The organism is Phycisphaerae bacterium, assembly GCA_035384605.1.
Lineage (GTDB): Bacteria > Planctomycetota > Phycisphaerae > UBA1845 > PWPN01 > JAUCQB01.
Genome location: DAOOIV010000005.1, coordinates 45,314 through 66,460, shown reverse-complemented (window position 1 = coordinate 66,460; position 21,147 = coordinate 45,314). Strand labels below are relative to the sequence as shown.

The following is a 21,147-nucleotide window of genomic DNA, read 5'->3' as shown; positions in this document are numbered from 1 at the left end:
GGTCGGTTCAACCCCCGTCCACTGACAACTGACTACTGAAAACTGGCCACTTGCCCATTATAATGCCGCCCATGGCTCTGAACTTGACGCCGGACTACTTCGAGGCGGATCGCAAGTACCGCCAGGCGCGGACGCCGGCCGAGAAGCTGGCCGCCCTGGAGGAGATGCTCCGCACCATCCCCAAGCACAAGGCCAGCGAAAAGAAGCAGGCAGATCTCAAACGTCGCATCAGCGAGCTGCGTCAGGGTGAGCTGCAGAGAGCCAGAAAAAGCACGGGGGTCGATCCTTACCACATCGAGCGGCAGGGTGCCGGCCAGGCGATTCTCATCGGTCCTCCCAACAGCGGCAAATCCTCGATTGTTGGGACCCTGACGAAGGCGCCGGTTAAGATTACCGACTTTCCTTACGGCACGCCGATCCCGGTCCCGGGTATGGCCCACTTTGAAGATGTGCCGATCGAACTGGTGGACATGCCGCCGGTGACGCCCGATCACCTTCCGGGCGGCCTCGTCAATGCCATTCGCAACGCTGATGCGGCGCTGATGGTGGTTGATCTGACGGCCGAAAGCGTTCTGGAAGATATCGACGGCCTGCTGGCCGCGCTGGCCGCTAAGGAAATCGAGTTCGGCCGGTCGGAGGCCGATGGCGAGGAGGAGATGCGCGTCGGTCCGCACGGTATCATCCTGTGCAACAAGATGGACATGCCCGGGGCGGTCGATACGTTTCAGATGCTCAAGGAACTCCGTCCGGCCGAGCCGGAGATGATGATGGTTTCAGGCCGCACGGGCGAAAACCTTGATGTCCTGATGCGGAAGCTCTTCGGTCTGCTGGACGTCATTCGGATCTACTCCAAGGAGCCCGGTCGACCCGTGGACCGCGACAGGCCTTTCATTCTGCCGGCCGGCAGCACCGTGGAAGAGCTCGCCAGGCACATTCACAAGGATCTGGCCGCCAACCTGAAATATGCCCGCGTCTGGGGCGAGCATACCTACGACGGCCAGCAGGTCCACGGGCGATACACCCTCCACGACCGGGATATTGTCGAAATTCACGCGTGAGAGAACGGAGAGCACCCGGATTCCGCGGCAACGCCGCTTGTTTGCGCGTCAATGGGAATCCGGTCGATACGAACCGGGCTGGTGTTCCAGATCCGCTGTGCGTACTCATTGACCGAGCGGTCGCTGGAGAACTTGCCCATGTTCGCTACGTTAAGAATGGCCTTGCGGGTCCATGCTGCCGGATCCCGCCAGAGGGCATCCACCCGCCGCTGGGCTTCCGCATAGGACTCGATGTCGGCGAGCAACATGTAGCGATCGCCTTCGGACGTGAGCCAATCGCGGACCTGCTTGAAAAGATGCGGCTGTTCAGGATTGAACTCGCCGTCGGCGACGCCGTCCAGGGCCTGTCGGACCGCGGGGTTGGAGTGGTAGACCTCCCAAGGGTTATACCGGGGTCGAAGCTCGGCCACCTCTTCGGCCGTCAGCCCGAAGAGGAAGAAGTTCTCGGCCCCGACGGCCTCGCGAATCTCAATGTTGGCTCCATCCAGCGTACCGATGGTCAGTGCGCCGTTGAGGGCGAACTTCATGTTACCCGTGCCCGAGGCCTCCATACCCGCCGTCGAGATCTGCTCGGACAGGTCGGCTGCCGGAACCATGATCTCCGCCACGGACACACAGTAATCGGGCACGAAGACCACGCGAAGCCGGCCGTCGAGCCGCTTGTCTGCGTTGATCGTCCGGGCCACGTCGTGGATCAGCTTAATGATCAGTTTGGCACGGTGGTAAGAAGGCGCCGCCTTGGCCGCGAAGATGAAAGCCCGAGGAACCCGCGCTTGCGGTCTGGACAGCATCTCGTGATAAAGCATGACCACGTGCAGGATGTTGAGCAGTTGACGCTTGTACTCGTGCAACCGTTTGGACTGGACGTCGAAGAGCGAATCGACCAGCAAGTTCACGCCCGCCGTCCGCAAGACGTGCTCGCAGAGCCTGCGTTTGTTTGCCTGTTTGACTTGCCGGAACTCGTCCTGGAATTCGGGATCGTCGGCATACCGTGTGAGTCCCTTGAGCTGATTGAGATCACAGACCCAGTCCTCGCCCAGACGCCGGGTGATGGCCGCGGCGAGACCGGGATTGGCCGCTTTCAGCCACCGGCGCGGGGTGATTCCATTGGTCACGTTCGTGAAACGGTCAGGCCACAGCTCGGCGAAATCCGGCACGAGCGTCTGGCGGATAAGACGGCTGTGCAGCTCGGCCACGCCATTGACGGTATGGCTGCCGACGATAGCCAAATGTGCCATGCGGATGGAACGCGGGTTATCCTCCTGGATCAGCGACATGCGTCGCTTGCGGCCGTCGTCACCCGGCCAGCGCCGATCAACCTGCTCCAGAAACCGTTTGTTGATCTCGTAGATGATCTGGAGGTGGCGGGGCAGCCACTGTTCGAACATCCACACCGGCCAGGTTTCGAGGGCCTCGGGTAGGAGCGTATGGTTGGTATAGGCGAAGATGGCCTGGGTCATCTCCCACGCCCGGTCCCAATCGAGGCCCCGATCATCGACCAGAATGCGCATCATCTCCGCAATCGCGATCGACGGGTGAGTATCATTCAGGTGGATCGCCACCTTGTTGGGTAGATCATCGATGGTATCGTGGTCGCGGTCGTATCGCCGCAGAATGTCGGCCAGCGTACAGGCCACGAAGAAGTACTGCTGGACCAGTCGCAGGTGCCGGCCTCTCTGTGTCTGGTCGGCCGGGTAGAGTACCTTCGAGATCGTTTCGTTCATGACTTTTTCGCGAACCGCCTCGAGATACCCGCCTTGATTGAAGGCTTCGAGGTTGAGCATTTCGGACGCGCTTGAGGCCCACAGTCGCAGGATGTTCACGGCTCGCCCGCCATAGCCGACCATGGGAATGTCGTACGGTATGCCGACGACGGTGTGGTATCCCACCCACGCCGGCCGATATCGCCCCTGCGAATCCGTGCGGTGCTCGACGTGCCCCCGGAGTCGCACGATGGTCGCGAACTCGGGCCGCATCAGTTCCCACGGCGTGCCGAAGCGCAACCAGTACTCCGGTCTTTCAACTTGCCAGCCGTTCTCGATCTCCTGGTGGAACATCCCGTGTTCGTAGCGAATGCTGTAGCCATACACCGGATAACCCTGAGACGCGGCCGAATCCATGTAGCAGGCGGCCAGGCGCCCCAGACCACCGTTGCCCAGGCCGGCGTCCGGCTCAACGTCGAAGATGTGATCGAAATCGCTGTCTTCGGAAACGACGCTGCAGCACTCACCATACAGGCCCAGATTGACCAGATTGTTGCGCAGGAGCCGACCGAGCAGGAACTCGAGCGACAGGTAGTACACTCGTTTCACGTCCTGCTTGGCGTATGCGGCCTGCGTCTGGATCATCCGCTCGACGGCCAAGTCCCGGACCGCCAGCGCGAGACTGACGTACTTGTCGTGGGGTGTCGCCCCTTCCCAGTGCTTGCCTTGGCTCAGTCTGAGGTGCTGCAAGGCCCGGTCGATCAGCTTGCTACGACCGGCGATTCGCTCTTGACCCTGTTGAATGGCCGCTGCGACTTTGATTTGGAGTTTCCGCGTGGACACCTGCTGCCCCATAATGAGCTCCTGATCCGACGTTCCGGGTTCTCAAGACAGAGGCCTGCCTCGGCTCCTGAGGCTGCCGCCAGGGTAGGCTTGACTGAGTTGTCTGAAACCTAAGTCTACATGATGTCGTCATCCCTGGAAAGATGCCGGAAACCGCGCGCTCCGGCGTGACGGATCATCGCCAGGACAGAAAACGACCGAAACGCATCCGTATTGCCCGACAAGACAATTGTAACGGCTATGCCCGCGGCGTATATTGAGCGGCTGACTGAACCGGCGCGGATCAGTGAGTGGAGGAACTGGCAGGGATGCCAAAAAACTGGACAATCATCCCGGCATGGCCAGAGTGTGCCGCGGCTGCGAGGCGACTGGGCATTCATCCCCTGCTGGCCCAGGTGCTGCACAACCGCGGCGTGGCCGATCCCGATGCGGCACGACTTTTTCTCAACCCGGAATTGAAGTGCCTGCTGGCGCCGGAGACTCTTCCCGGGGCAGTCGAAGCTGCCACTATCATCGCCCGCAAGATTCGCGAGCGGCGACCCATCGTCATTTACGGCGACTATGACGTCGACGGCATCACGGCAACGGCCATTCTCTGGCACCTGCTGACGCTGGCCGGGGCTCGGGTCTGTTTCTACGTGCCCAATCGGCTGGAGGAAGGATATGGGGTCAACGCCGAGGCGCTGCGACAGATCCGACAAGACGGGGCCGATACGGTGATCACCGTGGACTGTGGTATCACTGCGGTGAAAGAAGCAGAGATTGCCCGTGAGATCGGCCTGACGCTGATCATTACCGACCATCATTCGCCCGGCGCGACGCTGCCCGAGGCCGACGCCATCGTCCACCCAACCGCCGCCGGGGCTTACGCGAACCCGGACATCTGCGGGGCCGGAGTGGCGTTCAAGCTGGCCTGGGCGGTGGCACGCATGCTTTCCCAATCGGAGCGGGTTAAGCCCGAGTTCCGCAAGTTTCTCATCGACGCGACCAGTCTTGCGGCGCTGGGAACTATCGCCGACGTCGTGCCGCTGAGCGGCGAGAACCGCATTCTGGCCCGATTCGGTCTGCTGGGTGTGAACGATACGCGGCTCATCGGCCTGCGGGCCCTGATTGAATCAGCCCGGCTCTCGGACCAGAAGATCGACAGCGAACACGTGGGCTTCTGGCTGGCACCGCGACTCAATGCCGCGGGGCGCATGGGCCACGCTCGAATGGCCGTCGAGCTGCTGACCCTGGCTGACGCCCCGCGTGCCCGAGAGATTGCCGCCTACCTGGAAAGCCAGAACCGCGGGCGGCAGGCAGTCGAACGACAGATCCTCAAGGAAGCGTGCGGGATGATTGACGCCGGCAACCTGGCCGGAGACGCCCGCCGGGCGATCGTCCTGGCCTGCGAAAAGTGGCACGCGGGCGTGATCGGCATCGTCGCCTCGCGCATCGTGGATCGATATTGCCGCCCGACGGTGTTGATCTCGCTGGAAAACGGTCAGGGACAGGGCTCGGCCCGCAGCATCCGAAACTTCAAGATGCACCAGGCGTTGGCCGAGTGCTCGGATCACCTGGAGGCGTTCGGCGGACACGCCATGGCCGCCGGCCTGCGCATTCGGCATGAAAACATCGAATCATTCACCGAAAGATTTGTTGAGCTGGCCAACCGGACATTGACGTGCAAGGATCTCGAACCCTCGCTGAGGCTGGATGCCGAGATCGGGCTGAACGACCTGCCGGATGCTCTGGTCCACGAGTTGCAGAGGCTCCAGCCTTTTGGCGTGGGCAACCCCAAACCGAAGTTCGCATCGGGCATCCTGCAACTCGCGGGCGAGCCGCGGCTGGTGGGCAAGAACGGTCAGCACTTGCAGTTCGCACTGACGGATGGTCGGATCACGCGCAAGGCCATTGCGTTCAACCAGAAGGATGCGCTCCGGCCTTTGCTCGACCACCGTCGTTGCAGGGTGGCCTTCGAACCTATTCTCGACACGTACAACGGGCGAACGTCGGTCAAGCTGCAAGTCATTGACATGGCATTTCCGGAATGACGCGGCGAAGGCAGGTCTCCGCGTGAGCACGCTGCTGATCTTGAGTCGCAGACCGGAGAGTCCGATTTGAAATCTCAAATCTCACATCTCAGATTGCGCAGTCCTGGGCCTGGGCAAGACGAAGGATGAAAGCGGGGCAGACAACCCCCACATGACGGTCTCTTGTTTCGTTTCATCCCTATCCCTCATTCTTCATCCTTTTCTGAACCCTCAACTCATGCCTTGAAGTATCGCGCCTCGGGGTGATGGGCGATGATCGCCGAAACGGACTGTTCAGGAACCATCTGCAATTGTTCGGTCAGCCGGACGCCGATGCGCTCCGGGTGGAGAATCCGCCAGAGTTTGACTTGGTCCTCGAGGTTCGGGCACGCGGGGTATCCGAAGCTGTAGCGACTCCCCTGGTAGCCTTGTTGAAGGAGCTTGCGCAACTCAGGGGCATCCCGACCGGCGATGCCCAGTTCAACCCGGACTCGCTTGTGGGTCCATTCGGCCAGTGATTCGGCCCCTTCGACGCTCAGGCCGTGCAAGTAGAGATAGTCGGTGTATCGCCCCGCTTCGAACCATTCGCGAGCGACCTCGCTGGCGTGCGGGCCCATGGTCACGACCGACATGCCGATCACGTCGTATTGCCCCGTTGACTTCGGCCGCCAGAAATCGGAGAGACACCACCAGGGGGGCTTCTGCTGGCGCGGGAAATCGAACCGGACCAACTCGCGATCTCGATCTTGCGGGTCGTAGATGATCAACGAGTTGCCCTCGCTCTGGCAGGGCCAGTAGCCGTAGATCACCTTGGGTTGAAGGATGTTCTCGGCGTTGCAGCGAGCCACCAGGTCGCGATAGATCGGCCGCACGGTTTCGTCGAGAAAGCGGTCGAATTCCTCCTGCGGACGGCCGCGCTTCTTGAATTGCCACTGGCTCTGGAAAAGCATGAATTCGTTGATGAACGACAAGGCCTCGGTCAGCGGGATGTTCTCGATGACCTGCGCCCCCCAGAACGGCGGGGTGGGGATGGAAACATCGGTCGCAATGCCGCTCCGCTCGATGCGATCGTCTCGGAGGACCGCCGGGCGCGGAGTCGATGAGCGGGCACAGCCCGACCCCATTTCGTACTCGCCGGGATCGGAACCTCCCGCCGTCTGTACGGGAATCGATTGCACCCCCTGCTCGCAGATTCGCCGCATCAGGCCCAACCCCTCGAACGCGTCCTTGGCATAGAACAACGAGCCTCGATAAAGGGGACGCAGCTCTCTTTCGACGTAGGACCGGGTCAGCGCCGCCCCGCCGAGAATCACCGTCGGCGTCAGCCCGCGTTCGTTAAGCACCAGCAGGTTGTCGCGCATCACAAGAGTGCTCTTGACCAGCAGGCCGGACATGCCGATGACCTGGGCCTTGTGCTCCTGCCAGGCGTCGATCATCGCTTTGATCGGCACCTTGATGCCCAGATTGTGAACCTTGAAGCCGTTGTTGGTCAGCAGAATGTCCACCAGATTCTTGCCGATGTCGTGGACGTCGCCTTTAACCGTCGCCAACACGATCGAGCCCCTGCCGGTCGCATCGGTACGTTCCATGAACGGCTCGAGATGAGCAACGGCGGTCTTCATCGTCTCGGCCGACTGAAGCACGAACGGAAGCTGCATCTGCCCCTCGCCGAACAGCTCGCCGACAGCCTTCATGCCCGGTAGTAGCAGCTCATTGATGATCTGCAGAGGTTTGTAGGTTTTCATCGCCTCATCGAGATCATCCGTCAGACCGGTGCGGTCGCCGTCGATGATCCGCTGTTTAAGCCGCTCCTCGATGGTGGCTGGCGGGCGTGCGGCGGCTTCGGGCCGACTGACGGCATCGTCGCCGAACTGAGCCAGAAGATCGGCCAGAGGGTCATACCCCTCCTGGCGATCGTCGAAGATCAGTCTGCGGGCGATCTCGCGAAGCTTCGGGTCGATCTTGTAGAGCGGCTGGAAGCCGCCGGCGTGGACGATGGCCGCGTCGAGCCCCCGCTCACGAGCATAGTGCAGGAAAACACTGTTCAGCACCTGCCGAGCCGCCGGCTTGATGCCGAAGCTGATATTGCTGACGCCCAGAACCGTGTGACAATCGGGCAGTTCCTGCTTGATGCGGCGAAGGGCTTCAAGCGTTTCGAGGCCGAGTCGGCGGTCCTCGGCGTTGCCGGTACAAATAGTGAAGGTCAGCGGATCGAACAGGAGGTCGCTGGACCGCAGCCCGTACTTACCGGTCGCCAGATCGTGCAGGCGGCGCGCAATCCCGACCTTGCGGTCCGCCGTCTTGGCCATGCCTTCCTCGTCGATGGCCAACGCGACCACCGCCGCCCCATACTTCCGGCAAATGGGCAGAATCTCGGCGCAGCGCTTCTCGCCGTCTTCAAGGTTGACGCTATTGACGATACATCGGCCGCCAACCAGTCTCAGGGCCGCCTCGATGACCGAAGCCTCGGTCGAGTCGATCATTAGTGGCACGGGCACCTCGGTGGCCAAGCGGGCAATCAACCGGGTCATATCCGCCATCTCGTCGCGGCCGACGTAGGCGGTGCACACATCGATCATATGACTGCCGGCCCGAACCTGGTCCTTGGCCATCTCTACCATGCCGTCGAAGTCCTCGGCGGCCAGCATTTCACGGAACTTCTTCGAGCCGTTGGCGTTGGTTCGCTCGCCGATGATCAGAAAACTGTTGTCTTGGCGAATGGTGATGCTCTGGTAGAGACTGGAGACGCTGGGCTCAAATCGGGGACTCCGCGGCGCAGGCCTGCGCCCTTTCATAGCCTTGACCACCTGAGCCATGTGCTCGGGCGTCGTCCCGCAGCAGCCGCCGACCATGTTGACCCCATCCTGCTCGACGAATTCAACCAGCCGGCGGGTGAGGTCCTCGGGCGACAGGGGGTATCTCGGCTTCCCATCCACCAACTCGGGCAGGCCGGCGTTGGGCACGACGCTGATCCGGCGCGTGCAGTGTTCGCTGAGATAGCGGATATGTTCGCTCATCTGTTCGGGGCCGGTTGCGCAGTTGAGGCCGATGACTTCGATCTGCGGATAGGCATCGAGCACCGTCAGGGCGGCGCCGATGTCACAGCCGACCAGCATGGTGCCGGTGGTTTCCATGGTGACCTGGACCATGACCGGCACGCGACGGCCGCATTCGGCGAAGACTATCTCCGCGGCCGCCAGTCCGGCCTTGGCCTGCAGGATGTCCTGACACGTTTCGAAAAGGAGTGCGTCGACGCCCTCGTCCATCAGCCCGCGGATCTGCTCGGCGTAGCTGTCCTCGAGCTCGTCGAAGGTGACTTGTCGAAGCGAGGGCAGTTTCGTGCCCGGGCCGATCGAGCCGATGACGAATCGCGGATGATCGGGGGCGCTGAAGCGGCGGCAGGCCTCACGGGCGATCCGGACGGCCGCGCGGTTCAATTCGCGAGTCTGCCCGGCGAGTCCGAACTCGGCCAGAACGATCTTGTTGGCTCCGAAGGTGTTGGTCTCAACGGCGTCGCAGCCGACTCCGAGGAATCGCGCGTGGATCTCGCATACTACGTCCGGACGCGTCAGGCAGAGAATCTCGGTGCAGTTTTCCAAGCCGCGGTAGTCAGACAACGGCAGGTCGAACGCATGGACGCTGGTTCCCATCGCCCCGTCGAGGACCATGATGCGTTCATCGAGTGCCCGTAAGAAAGCCGAATCCATACTCGCTCCGTCAGGCCGATCGCCAACTGGGGATCGTAGTCCTCGTGGCCTCGGTCGGCAATCGGCCGGCAACCACGTGATTATCGACCAAAACGCGGATAGGATACCGGCCCATAGAAGGAATTCGACCAGTGGGTGTGCGTACCATATCCCTGACGGAGGATTGGGATCTTACCGGTCCCGATGGGCTCGAAGCCCTTGGCACACCGGGTCGGCAGAGAAGCAGAGGAGAAGTGCCGTGGCCAAGACATGGAAAGCCGGTGTTATCGGTTGTGGATCGGTTGCTCAACATCTTCATCTGCCCGGGTACATGCGGACGCCGGGCGTCGAGCTGGTCGCTGCCTGCGACCCGGAGCCGGCGCGACACAAGGAGGTGCGACAAATCAAGAAGAACCTGCACCTGTACCGCGATTACCGGGAGATGCTCGCCCGTGAGGAACTGGACGTGATCTCGGTGGCCAGCCCGAACAGATTTCATGCCGAGCATGCCGTTGCGGCCCTCGAACACGGCGCCCACGTCCTGCTGGAAAAGCCTGCGGCCCTGAGCATGAGGGAAATCGCGGCCATCAGAAAGGCCTTGGCCAAGAGCGGCCGACAGTTGATCGTGGGCTTTTCGCAGCGGTTCAGCCGCGGCAACCGGAAGCTCAATGCCCTGGTTCGCGGCGGGGTCATCGGCGAGCCTTACATGATCCGGATCCGCTTTGCCCACTCTGGCCCGTACCCCGGCTGGGCCAAGGACCCCTGGTTTTATAGTCCCGTCAAGGCCGGCGGCGGGGCTCTGCTGGACATGGGCATCCATGCGATCGACCAGGCTCAATGGCACATCGGACCGGTGAGAAGCGTCCAGGCCCACACCGCCACGCTGCGCAAGAAAATCAAGGTGGAGGACAACGCGGTGCTGCTGCTCGAATTCGCCGGCGGCAAAGCCCTGGGTTACATCGAGGTAGGGTGGACCAGCCCGTCGGGCTTCAACGGCATCGAGGTGATGGGCGACGAAGGCTGCATTATCACCGACTACACCGGCGTCATGCGCTTGACGACGGGAAAGGTGACGCCGGACACCAAGGCCCGGCTCAAGCTGAAGACCCGAGTGATCGACAAGGCGCCCACCACCGGCGGCTGGTCGGTTGAAATCCAGGAAGTGGTCAAGGCTTTTCGGCGAAACAGCAACCTCGGCAGCGGCATCGACGCCGGCGGCTCGGCCCTGGCAGTGGCCCTCGCCGCCTACGAGTCCTCGCGGACCGGAAAGCGCGCCAAGGTAGCAAGCATCAGGTAGCCTTCCCCCTCAACCAGGCCGCCCTTCCCCCCTTGGCAAGGGGGGACAAAGGGGGGTTCTGCTCGACCGAGAATCCCTTCTTGGTCGCACCTTGGCGCAATCCCTCACCGCGAGTGAGGGCGAAAGAGGCTCGGCCCAGGCACGTCCTGAGCCTGAACCGACCGAATCATCGAATCTCAACCCGATCGCCGACCAGCCTGAGGCGTCCTTCGGCATACAACCGGATCGCCTCCGGATATGCCAGGATTTCCTGCTCGAAAACGCGAGCAGCAAGCGTATCGGCATCATCGCCGGGCAGGACGGCGACCTTGCGCTGCAGGATAATCGGCCCGGCATCGTATTCGTTGTTGGCGAAGTGGACGGTGCAGCCACTCTCCTTGTCGCCGCTGGCCAGCACCGCCTCGTGGACGTGATGCCCGTAGAAGCCTTTGCCGCCGTGCTTGGGCAGCAGGGCCGGGTGGATGTTCATCACCCGCCCGAGCCAGCGGTCTGGGATCCGCCAGTAGCAGGTCCAGCCTGCCTGGCAAGCTAACTGCACGTCATGAGCTTCCAGGGCTTCGACGACCAGTCGGCTGAACTCGGCCTCGTCGGGGTGCTCTTTCTTTCGGATGACAACCACCGGCAGGCCGGCGGCCCGTGCCCGCTCGACGCCCTTGACGTCCGGCAGCGACGAAATCACCACCGCGACCTCGGCCGGCAGTTGTCCTGCCTTGATCAGCTCGATGAAGTTCTGCAGCGTCCGCCCGCTGCCGGAGATCAGAACGCCGAGTCTCAGTTTCTGGTTTGCGTTGCCCATATCATCGTACCCTTGGTATTCCCTGACCCGACAGAGGGCACTGAAACATCGTTAACCACGTGCTTGTCGCGAGTACGCATTCTCCCACCGGCAGTCATCGTACTCGCCTCTCGACACCATCACCACTGCATCGTCGGCGTAGTCGCCGTTCATCCAATTGTGCCCTGCCTTGCCGGAGGTTGCCAGATGCTCGATCTTCTCTACAACCTCGAGCCACCCATCTTCCGAATACTGCCAATCGAAGCAAAGTAGTCCACCCGCGTTTTCCCGCAAGCGCAAAACCAGGTCTTGCCCGACGGGGTGCGCTGTCAGTTGCAGGCCTCCTTGCGCGGTAACAAATGGCAGAGCGTGTATGGGGATCGGTTGACTCGCTGGGTCTTCCAGGACGCGCAACCTCTTCGCCAGGACCAGCAGGTCGGCCGCCTCTCCGGTGATGAGGATGGTGTCCTCGCCCAGGAACTCACGAAAGTAGGCCATCCGAAGCATGCTGCTGAGCCCCGCTCTTGTTCGCAATCCCAATCAACTGCCGGCCACGAAGCATGGAGTCAACAGGCACGATCAAATCGGTGTCGGCGCCGATCATGATCGGCCCTGGCGAATCGCCCTCTGCAAAAAGGCATCAGTTAGCGGCTTGCCCCGCGTACCTGCCACTTCCTGATTTCTTCCAGCGTGGGCCGTTTCGTTTCATCTCGCAGGGCCGATTTCAGAATGGCAGTGGCCTCCTGGTTCAGACTCCGGCGGGTGCGGGCCGCACGGCGCTTAAGCCTGGTGTGGACCTCGGGCGGGACGTTCTTGAGCAACAATCCAGCCATGACCTGAGTCTCCGATACCGTTTTGGTATCACCATTGTATCGCTCGGGAGAAAGCGGAACACCGGGTCCCGCAGACCTACCCTGCCGTCTCGATCTCGAGCTCCACCGCCATGCCCTCGATTTCGCCCGTGTGTTTGGCTGTTACGAGCGACGGATCGAGCCTCAGATCAACCGCCAGCGTCTCATGGCGGATGTATTCGTCATGAGCCTTGATCGCCTCGGCCAGCGGGCCGGTCGCATTGATCCGCAGCCGGATGCGAGCCTGGTAGTCCAGGTTCTCGGCCTTGCGGGCGGTCTGGATCAGGTGGACCACGTCGCGGGCTAGGCCCTCGGCCTTGAGTTCCTCTGTCAGCTCGGTGCTGAGTACTACCACCGCCGTGCGGCCCTGGGCGGCCACCCATCCCGACTTGGCCTTGAGAGCCACCTGCACATCATCCGGAGTCAGCTCCACCGTCTGTCCGGCGACATCCAGCGAGACCTTGCCCGTTTCATCGAGCTTGCGGCGCAAGGCGGCCGCATCCGCCGTGGCCAGCGCCTTCTGAATCTGCGGAGCCAGCTTGCCAAACTTGGGGCCGATGGACTTGAAATTCGGTTTGACTTCGTAGGTGACGTACTGGTCGGCGTTCGTGGCGAACTCGATCCGCTTCACGTTCAGTTCATCGGCGATCAACGGTAGATGCCCTTCGAGCCACTGCCGGTGCGAGGGATCGGCCAGCACCACCTCGACCACGGCCAGCGGCTGGCGAACCTTGATCTTCGCGTCCATGCGGGCCGATCGGCCGAGCGAGGCGATCTCGCGGACAACCGCCATCTCTTCCAGCAGCGACCTGTCGATCGCCTCCTCATCGGGCACCGGGTAATCGCACAGGTGTACGCTTTCCGGAGCATCCGCGAACTGCGATCGAACGAGATTCTGATAGAGAGACTCGGCAAAAAAGGGCACGAACGGGGCAATCACTTTGCTCAGTTCGCTCAGGCACGTCCACAGTGTTTGATACGCGGCGTTCTTGTCGGCGTCCATCCCGCTGCGCCAGAACCGGTCGCGCGAGCGGCGGACGTACCAGTTGCTCAGACCGTCAACGAAATCCACCAGCCGCCGGCATGCGGGGTAGTTTTCGTAGCGATCCATCGAGGCCCGGACGTCGGCGATCGTCTGATGGAGCTCGGCCATGATCCAGCGATCCAACTCGCTCAGTGTGGGACCGGCGTTCCGCCGGCCCGATTGACAGGCTGAAAACCGGCGGGCCGGAAGCCCGCTTTGCACCGGAGACCACTTGTCGATATTCGCGTAGATCACGAAGAAGCTGTAGACGTTGTACAGCTTGATGAGAAACTCGCGCTGATCGGTGGCGATGGACTCCTCCTTGAAGCGCGCGCCGGTCCAGGGGGCCTGACCGCTGAGCATCGACCACCGCATGGCGTCGGCCCCTTCGCGATCGAAGATATACGTCGGCTCCTTGTAATTCCGCTTGCTCTTGGAGAGCTTTTTGCCGTCCTCGCCGCAGACCAGGCCGAGCACGATGCAGTTGCGGAAGGGGTGAGGATACGGCTGAGCACTGAGTGCTGAGTGCTGGGTGCTACTCTTCTCCCCAAACAACATCGTGCTGATCGCCAGCAGGGTGTAGAACCACCCGCGGGTCTGATCGATGGCCTCGCTGATGAAGTCGGCCGGGAACCGCTGCTTGAACAACTCGACGCTGCCCGGCTTGTGGGGATAACCCCACTGGGCAAAGGGCATCGCCCCGCTGTCGAACCAGCAGTCGATCACCTCGGGCACGCGGCGCATCCGGGCTCCCGGAGCAAAAGGCGAAGCGTAGGTGATGGCGTCGATATACGGCTTATGCACCTTGAGGTCGTCGATGAGCCCCGGGTTGGCGGCCTTGGCCTTTTCCCAGACGTCCATGCCGCTGACGCCGGGCTTGGCGGTCAATTCGGCATATGAGGCGATCGCCTCCTGCTTGCCCGTCTTCTCGCACTCCCAGATCGGCAACGGCGTGCCCCAGAAACGTTCGCGGGACAGGGCCCAGTCAACGTTGTTTTCCAGGAAGTCTCCGAACCGCCCGTCGCGGATGTGCTCGGGCAGCCAGTTGATCTTCCGGTTGTTGGCCAGAAAGGCATCGCGGAAATCGGTTGTCCGAATGAACCAGCTCTTGCGGGCGTACTGGATCAGCGGATCGTCTTCCGCTCGCCAGCAAAACGGGTAGTCGTGGCGATATTGCTCGCGTTTAAGCAGCAGTCCCTTGTCCTTGAGCCAACGAATGATATCCGCGTCGGCTTCCTTGCAGAATCGTCCGGCGAAGTCCGTCGCCTCGGGCGTGAACTTGCCGTCCGGGGCAATCAATTGCAGGAAGCCCAAGCCCTTTTCGCGACCGATGCGGTAATCGTCTTCGCCGAACGCCGGGGCGATGTGCACGATGCCCGTACCCGTGTCGAGCGTCACAAAGTCGGCCGTGATCACCTCGTACGCTTTGCCCCCTTCCGGGCGGGCATAAGAGAACAACGGCTCATACTCGATGCCGACCAACTCGGAGCCCTTCACGACCTTGATAGTGCGCAAATCCTTCTCAACGTCGACTGGCAAACCCTTGAAAACAGATGGAATAAGGGCCTTGGCCAGGATGAACTCCTCATCTTCGACCGAGACATGGGCGTATTCCACGTCGGGATGCACAGCCAAGGCAACGTTGCTCGGCAACGTCCAGGGCGTGGTCGTCCAGGCCAGCAGGCTGGTCTTCGGCCGACCTTTGATTCGGAAGCGGACGGTGATCGAAGGGTCGTCCACCGCGCGATAGCCCTGCCCGACCTCGGCCGACGACAAAGCCGTCCCGCCCTGAGGCCACCACCAGACGATCTTGTGGCCCTGGTAGAGCAGCCCTCTGTCGAACAGCGTCTTGAGCGCCCACCAGACGCTTTCGACATAGGACTGATGGTAGGTAACGTAGGCTTCTTCAAGATTGATCCAGAAGCCCAAGCGCCGCGTCAGATCCTCCCACTCCTTGGTGTAGCGGAACACGCTCTGCTGGCAGAGGTGGATGAACTTTTCGATGCCGTACGCCTCGATATCTTGCTTGGTGTGGATGCCGAGTCCCTTGCAGACCTCGGCCTCAACCGGCAGGCCGTGCGTGTCCCATCCGGCCTTCCGGTGACAGTAGTGACCAGTCATGGTCTTGTACCGGGGGAAGACGTCCTTGATGATCCGCGTCAGGCAGTGCCCCGGGTGTGGCAACCCGTTGGCCGTCGGCGGCCCTTCGTAAAACACGAACGATGGGCGGCCTTCACGCTGCTTCAGCGATTTCTCGTAAATGCCCGCCTCATCCCAGAACCGCGATACCTCAGCCTCAGCTTTTGGAAAATCGAATTGTGTCGGTACTTCCTTAAACATAAGTGCTTATGCCTTCAGCAGTTGCAAATCGCTCCCCCGCGGCTGTCATGCCCAAGGCCGGCAACGCCAAGTCTGCACCCGGCCGGGGTGCTCGAGTTCGGAAAGGGTGTATGTTAGACAGAATGCTCCCGACTGCCAACGGAGCGACGGCCAACTGGCAGACACAGAATACCTGCTGCCCGAACGCCATCCCGCCAAGCCTAAGAGGCATCGAGGAGTTGCGGTTGTCTACCTCTCCTTCGGTGTCGACGCCTGCATCCAGAAGAAGAGATAGTAGATCTCGCTGGCAAACTCGTAGCTTCCGGGACCGCGATCCCGGTCTTTCCGAATCGCCCCGAGTTCCTCCATTCTACGCAGGAAGTTATCGAACACCTTGGCCTCCGTGGGTGTCAATCGGGCAACCGCGTCCTTGCGGGTGAATCGATGCTCAAACGGTTCCTTGGCAATCTTGCGCAGGATCCCCTGATACTTTTCGCTACGGATCGCGGCGGTTACCTTAGGTTCGACGTACTTTGCCCCGATGACCTCGGCGCCACGGATGATTCCTTCGAGGGCGTCATTCAGGTCAATGTGATTGTCCGCATCGGTCTTGAAGACAGCATCGCCCAACTCATGCATGAAAACAGGGTAACCGCCGGAGTACCTGGCGAGGAGGTCGAGAACGTCCTCGTCGACCTCAGCGTTAACCTTGGAGAATGCTCGCCTGAAGAAATCGATCGTTTCCGGCTGGTCGAAGCGACGGATCTCAACGATCTCGAAAACGCGGTCGAGCGAGGGTTGAACATTCACAAGCTGCCGTCGTCGTTCCGGGAGGCCCACGAGCACAAGCGTCAGCGGAAAGGCGCTCGCCGTGGTCGCGAACTCATCGACCAAGCTCTTGAGCCAGTTGGCAAATGGAGGGGCGGAGGCCAGGCCGTTAATGTCATCAAGAATAAGCAGGATACCTTCCCGCTCCTCGCCGAATTTGTTCAGGAGGTTCTTCATGGTCGGAATGAAGTCGCTGACCGCCCGGTTGAGTATTTGTCCGGAAGCGGAGAACTCAACAGACATTCCGAAGATATCCATCTGCTTAATGTGATCTCCGAGAAAGTCCTTGATCTTGCCGAACCAGGGCTGGTTCGCGCTCTCGCGCAGAAGACGCTCGAAAATGCGGCGAGCCATTTCTTCAAGAGTACTCACCCCTCCGAGGAAGACGTGAATGGGTAGGATTCGCAGATCACGCTCCGCCAGCGACTGCACGAAGGTGCAGATTGAGCTCTTGCCGATGCCCCGTTCGCCGGTCACAAACAGTCTCTCGATGGTCTTCTGGGCGATTGATTTCCGGATGCTCCCGATCATCGTCTGGATTTCCTGGGAGCGGCCGATGAAGAATTCCAGCGGAACCGGAACGCCGGGCGTAAATGGCGAATACTCCTTGAGCATGGGGCGTCCTCCTGCCAACATGGTAGACGGAACACTCGCGACTGCCAATGGAGAGACGATGGTCGCTTACTCCGGCGGGTTTGTCGGATCAGACAGGGGCAATTCGATCGGGGCTGTTATGACAGGGAAGCCCCCTCTCGGCTCGTTTCGCCCGATCACGTCGAAGCTCTCCCACGGACCCCATCGCCACCGAGCGAACAAGGTGATGCCGATGGCGATAACAAATGTCGCCGCGAAAGCCCACGGACCGACCGACCCCAGGTCCGGCCGAAGCCGGGCCACCAGCACACCGCCGCCGATCAGAATGATCCACACCTCGACCGCACCGACGATGGACGACCACATGGTATCACCCGCTCCGCGGAGAGCGCAACTGTGTGTGATGGCAATGGCATCGAAAAACTGGAATACGGCCGCATAGATGAATAGTGTCGTGCCCAACCGAACCACGGCTGGATCAGGACTGATGAAACGCATCAACCACTCGCCGTAAACGACGAACAACAAGGCCATCAGGCTCATGTAGGCCGCATTGAACGCCGTGCCGATCCACGTGATTCTTCGAGCCAGCGTCGGGTGTCCCTGCCCAATGGCCTTGCCCACCGCTGTGCTCACGGCCATGCCGATGCCGACGGCCGGCATGAACGAGACCTCAAGGTAACGAAAAACGCCGCCGGTGGCCGCCAGATCCGCCGTCCCGAACCGGCCGATGATCGCCAACTGGAAGACGGTCCAGGCCGCGATGTCGGTGAGAAACGCCGCACCGGCCGGCCAGCCCACCCAGCATAGCCGGCGCATCTTCTCGCGGTCCCACCGCCATGCCTTCCGCGGCTGGAATCTTGATGCCGCTGAGCTGAAGTACATCACCGAGAACTGGAAAACCGCGCGGACAACCGTGGCCACGACCGTGCCCCAGGCCGCCCCGGAAACGCCCATGGCAGGAAAACCCAGCTTGCCCAGAACCCAGGCATAGGTCAGAACGACGTTCACCGAGACACTGAGGAAGGCCGAAACGGTGTTGATCCCCGGACGGTGGATTCCGTTAAAGAAGTTGTCGAGAGAGATCGTTGCGGCGGCGATTCCGAGGCTCAGCAAGCGAATGTGGAGGTATTGCACCTCCATGGATGTAACGGTCGGCTCGTGACCGAACATCTGATAGAACGCAGGCACGAACGGCCAGAGCATCAGGGCGCCCATGCCGTACAGCAGTGCCATCCAGATACCCTGCCAGGCGTAGGCGGCGCAGTCGCGTTCACGCCCCGCCCCCAGCGACTGGCTGACCATCGTCGTGACGCAGGTCATCGTCCCCATCGGCATCGCCAGCAGGGTGATGAACGTCAGGCTCGCGGAGGAGATGGCCGCTTGAGCCTCGGAAGCGGCCGACATCTGCTTGACGATCACGAAGTCGGTGAAGCTCATCAGCGTCTGAGCTACCGTGCTGGCGACGTTCGGCACGGCCAGCTTGAGCAGCACGGCCGTGTCAAACCGCCAACTGCGGCCCAGCAGCGCCGGATCATCGCCGCCGGTGCGGCCACACACGACTAAGGGAACCGCTTCGTCAGAGGGCATCACTCAAGCTCGAAACAAAAACCCCGGAAGACACGTTGCTCCCGGGGCACGGATTTCCGCTTTGTCCATTGGCCAACAGCGTTGCTGTGACCGGCTGTGGCGCCGAATCATCGCCGCACCGGAGGCAGAGTTTTTACCGGGCTCGGAGCATGCCTGGTCCGGAGTACACCTCGTCCACCTGGTCACGCTGCCGCGGAGGGCTGGCCGTAACGTTATCCGCAGGCTGTGGGGCTGTCGCGTCCGGTTCAGGCTTGGGTTGGGCTGCCGTCGGTTCAGGATTATCCTGAGCGGTTGCGGCTCGGTCCGTCGGTGCCTCGGTCGGGTTTTCGTTGTCCGCAGCGGGGGTATCAGCAGCCCCCGGCGCCTCCTTGCCCCCAAGATCCGGCAACGGTTGGGCGGAGGCCTTAATGGAACTGTCAAGAGCTTGCACACTGACAGGTACGGGCGCCAATGCCGGGCCGTCACTCCCAATGTATCGAGGCGGCGGATCCGAATTGCGCCCGCAACCGCATGGCAGTAGCAGACCCAGACATAGGAGCATCAACGCATGCCGAATCATTCTGAGGCATCCTCCCCGGCAGGTATCCACAACCGAAGAGCATACGGACCCGAGGGGCGGGCGGTCAAGGCAACCCGATGATTCGCCGTGAGGCAGGGCTCGTGCTCTCTTTGTCCGCCACGTTCTGCGCCTATGCCCCGATGGCTTGCGGCCTTCGCGGCCAAAGGGCCCTGGGGGGGCGAAGGAGCGCTGCCCGCCACGGCAGGCCCGGTCGGCGAGCAACACAGCGGTCCTGCGGCTCGATCAAAGATGTCGTGCGGTCGCGAGCTTTTGTGTGGAAATACTTTCGTTGCCGCAACGTTACGCATTGTAGATAAGAGACTTGCGCGCCGGCACTTATCGGAACGACGACGGCGGTCAAAGGTCGCGTCCATACTTGAAGTGCGGTGGGCAACCAACCGGAATGCTGTGCTATGAACAAGCCCCTCCTCGCTGCCGCTGTCTGCGTGATGTCCGGCCTCGCGTCTGGCGAGGAGCCGCGGATCATCCCGCCGTTTGAAGTGGAGCGGCCGGTCGTATCGGCGAACGCCATCGACGACCTGGTGTGGCGCGCCCTGAAGAAGCGCGGCATCAAACCCGCGAATCCGTGTTCGGACGAGGTCTTTGTCCGGCGGGTTTACCTGGATGTCATTGGGACGTTGCCCGACCCCGTTGAGGTCAACGAGTTTCTGCAGGACCGCCGTCCGGACAAACGAGCCGCACTCATCGACACGCTGCTGAGCCGCGACGAGTTCGCGGACTACTGGTCATTGAAGTGGTGCGATCTGCTGCGGGTCAAGGCGGAGTTTCCGATCAACCTCTGGCCCAACGCCGTCCAGGCCTATCATCGGTGGATCCGCGACTCCATTCGCGAGAACAAACCCTATGACGAGTATGCTCGGGAGCTGCTGACATCGAGCGGGAGCAATTTCCGCGTCCCCCCGGTCAACTTCTATCGAGCGGTCCAGGGTCGTGAGCCCTCGGCCATTGCCGCGGCGGTGGCTCTCACCTTCATGGGGACGCGACTGGACGATTGGCCGGAGGCACGCCGCGCCGACATGGCCGTCTTCTTCTCGCGGATTGCATATAAGAAAACCGGAGAGTGGAAAGAAGAGATCGTCTGCCTGGATCCCGCACCAACCGGGCCTCTTGAGGCGGTTCTCCCGGACGACACGCGAATGCGGATCCCGGCGGATCAGGATCCGCGGATGACGTTTGCCGACTGGCTGATCAAACCCAACAACCCGTGGTTTGCCCGCAACATCGTCAATCGCGTCTGGTCGTGGCTGCTGGGCCGCGGGATCATTCACGAACCTGACGACATCCGTCCGGACAACCCGCCGGTGAATCCCGAATTGCTCGCCCGTTTGGAGAAGGAACTGGTGCAAGCCCGGTACGATCTGAAGCACGTCTACCGGCTGATCCTCAATTCCCGCACCTACCAGCAGTCATCGATCCCGCGCAGCGACCGTCCGGAGGCCGAGGCCCTGTTTGCGTGCTACCCGGTTCGCCGGCTGGATGCGGAAGTGCTGATCGACGCCTTGTGCCGGCTCTTCGAATCCACGGAGAGTTACATGAGTCCCATTCCGGAACCGTTCACGGTCATTCCGGGGTATGAGCGCACCATCACGCTGGCGGACGGCAGCATTACCAGTCAGTTCCTCGAAATGTTCGGGAGACCGCCGCGCGATACCGGCCTGGAGTCGGAGCGCAACAATCTGCCAACGGAAGCCCAGCGGCTTCATCTGCTCAATTCCAGCCATATTCAGAAGAAGATACAGAACAGTCCGCGCTTGCGGCGATTAATCAACAACAGCCGCGGAAACCGCCCTGCTCTGATCCGCGTCCTTTACTTGAACATTTTGTCGCGCTACCCGACGCCGGCCGAGCTGGCCGCCGCGGAGGAGTATTTCCAGACCCGAGGAGTGAAGCCCGACCAGGCGGTGAATGATCTGGCTTGGGCCCTGATCAACACCAAAGAGTTTCTATACCGGCACTAGCCGGGCCGGATGATGATCGTGAGGTTGCC

Annotated in this window: 12 protein-coding genes; 4 read left to right on the top strand and 8 right to left on the bottom strand. The window is 61.5% G+C overall.

Annotated features, from left to right (window positions below; genetic code table 11):
• Positions 1 to 71: 71 nt before the first annotated feature.
• A complete protein-coding gene (locus PLL20_02550; GenBank protein HPD28847.1) occupies positions 72 to 1,058 on the top strand; it encodes a TGS domain-containing protein in 987 nt (328 codons plus the stop codon).
• Here the strand turns inward: PLL20_02550 and PLL20_02545 are convergent.
• The gene (locus PLL20_02545) at positions 1,049 to 3,616 is read right to left on the bottom strand and encodes a glycogen/starch/alpha-glucan phosphorylase (protein HPD28846.1); all 2,568 of its coding nucleotides are present in this window, start codon (positions 3,614 to 3,616) and stop codon (positions 1,049 to 1,051) included. The genes PLL20_02550 and PLL20_02545 overlap by 10 nt on opposite strands.
• Positions 3,617 to 3,912: 296 nt before the next feature.
• Here PLL20_02545 and recJ point away from each other — a divergent pair, with 296 nt between their 5' ends.
• Positions 3,913 to 5,637, top strand: coding sequence for a single-stranded-DNA-specific exonuclease RecJ (gene recJ / locus PLL20_02540; GenBank protein ID HPD28845.1), 1,725 nt, complete (start codon positions 3,913 to 3,915; stop codon positions 5,635 to 5,637).
• A 215-nt stretch (positions 5,638 to 5,852) separates the two neighbouring features.
• Here recJ and metH read toward each other — a convergent pair whose 3' ends face one another.
• Positions 5,853 to 9,323 (bottom strand): methionine synthase, encoded by a 3,471-nt coding sequence (gene metH, locus PLL20_02535; GenBank protein ID HPD28844.1) that lies wholly within the window; start codon positions 9,321 to 9,323, stop codon positions 5,853 to 5,855.
• Positions 9,324 to 9,561: 238 nt separating this feature from the next.
• Between metH and PLL20_02530 the strand changes: the two genes are divergently transcribed.
• Positions 9,562 to 10,599, top strand: coding sequence for a Gfo/Idh/MocA family oxidoreductase (locus PLL20_02530; protein HPD28843.1), 1,038 nt, complete (start codon positions 9,562 to 9,564; stop codon positions 10,597 to 10,599).
• A gap of 166 nt (positions 10,600 to 10,765) precedes the next feature.
• Here PLL20_02530 and purN read toward each other — a convergent pair whose 3' ends face one another.
• The 6 genes from purN to PLL20_02500 form a co-directional block, all read right to left on the bottom strand.
• Positions 10,766 to 11,395 carry a phosphoribosylglycinamide formyltransferase gene (gene purN / locus PLL20_02525; protein ID HPD28842.1) on the bottom strand — a complete coding sequence of 210 codons (630 nt, stop codon included), beginning with the start codon at positions 11,393 to 11,395 and terminating at the stop codon, positions 10,766 to 10,768.
• A gap of 51 nt (positions 11,396 to 11,446) precedes the next feature.
• Complete coding sequence (locus tag PLL20_02520; GenBank protein ID HPD28841.1) at positions 11,447 to 11,872, bottom strand: hypothetical protein; 426 nt, start codon at positions 11,870 to 11,872, stop codon at positions 11,447 to 11,449.
• A gap of 146 nt (positions 11,873 to 12,018) precedes the next feature.
• Complete coding sequence (locus tag PLL20_02515) at positions 12,019 to 12,207, bottom strand: plasmid stability protein (protein ID HPD28840.1); 189 nt, start codon at positions 12,205 to 12,207, stop codon at positions 12,019 to 12,021.
• A 76-nt stretch (positions 12,208 to 12,283) separates the two neighbouring features.
• Positions 12,284 to 15,589 carry an isoleucine--tRNA ligase gene (ileS, locus tag PLL20_02510; protein HPD28839.1) on the bottom strand — a complete coding sequence of 1,102 codons (3,306 nt, stop codon included), beginning with the start codon at positions 15,587 to 15,589 and terminating at the stop codon, positions 12,284 to 12,286.
• A 228-nt stretch (positions 15,590 to 15,817) separates the two neighbouring features.
• A complete protein-coding gene (locus PLL20_02505) occupies positions 15,818 to 17,011 on the bottom strand; it encodes an ATP-binding protein (protein ID HPD28838.1) in 1,194 nt (397 codons plus the stop codon).
• Between the two features lie 66 nt (positions 17,012 to 17,077).
• Entirely contained in the window at positions 17,078 to 18,580 is a 1,503-nt protein-coding gene (locus PLL20_02500; GenBank protein ID HPD28837.1) for an MATE family efflux transporter, read from the bottom strand.
• Positions 18,581 to 19,552: 972 nt separating this feature from the next.
• On the opposite strand from PLL20_02500, the gene PLL20_02495 reads away from it, so the two are divergent.
• Complete coding sequence (locus PLL20_02495; GenBank protein ID HPD28836.1) at positions 19,553 to 21,118, top strand: DUF1553 domain-containing protein; 1,566 nt, start codon at positions 19,553 to 19,555, stop codon at positions 21,116 to 21,118.
• The last annotated feature ends 29 nt before the right edge of the window (positions 21,119 to 21,147 follow it).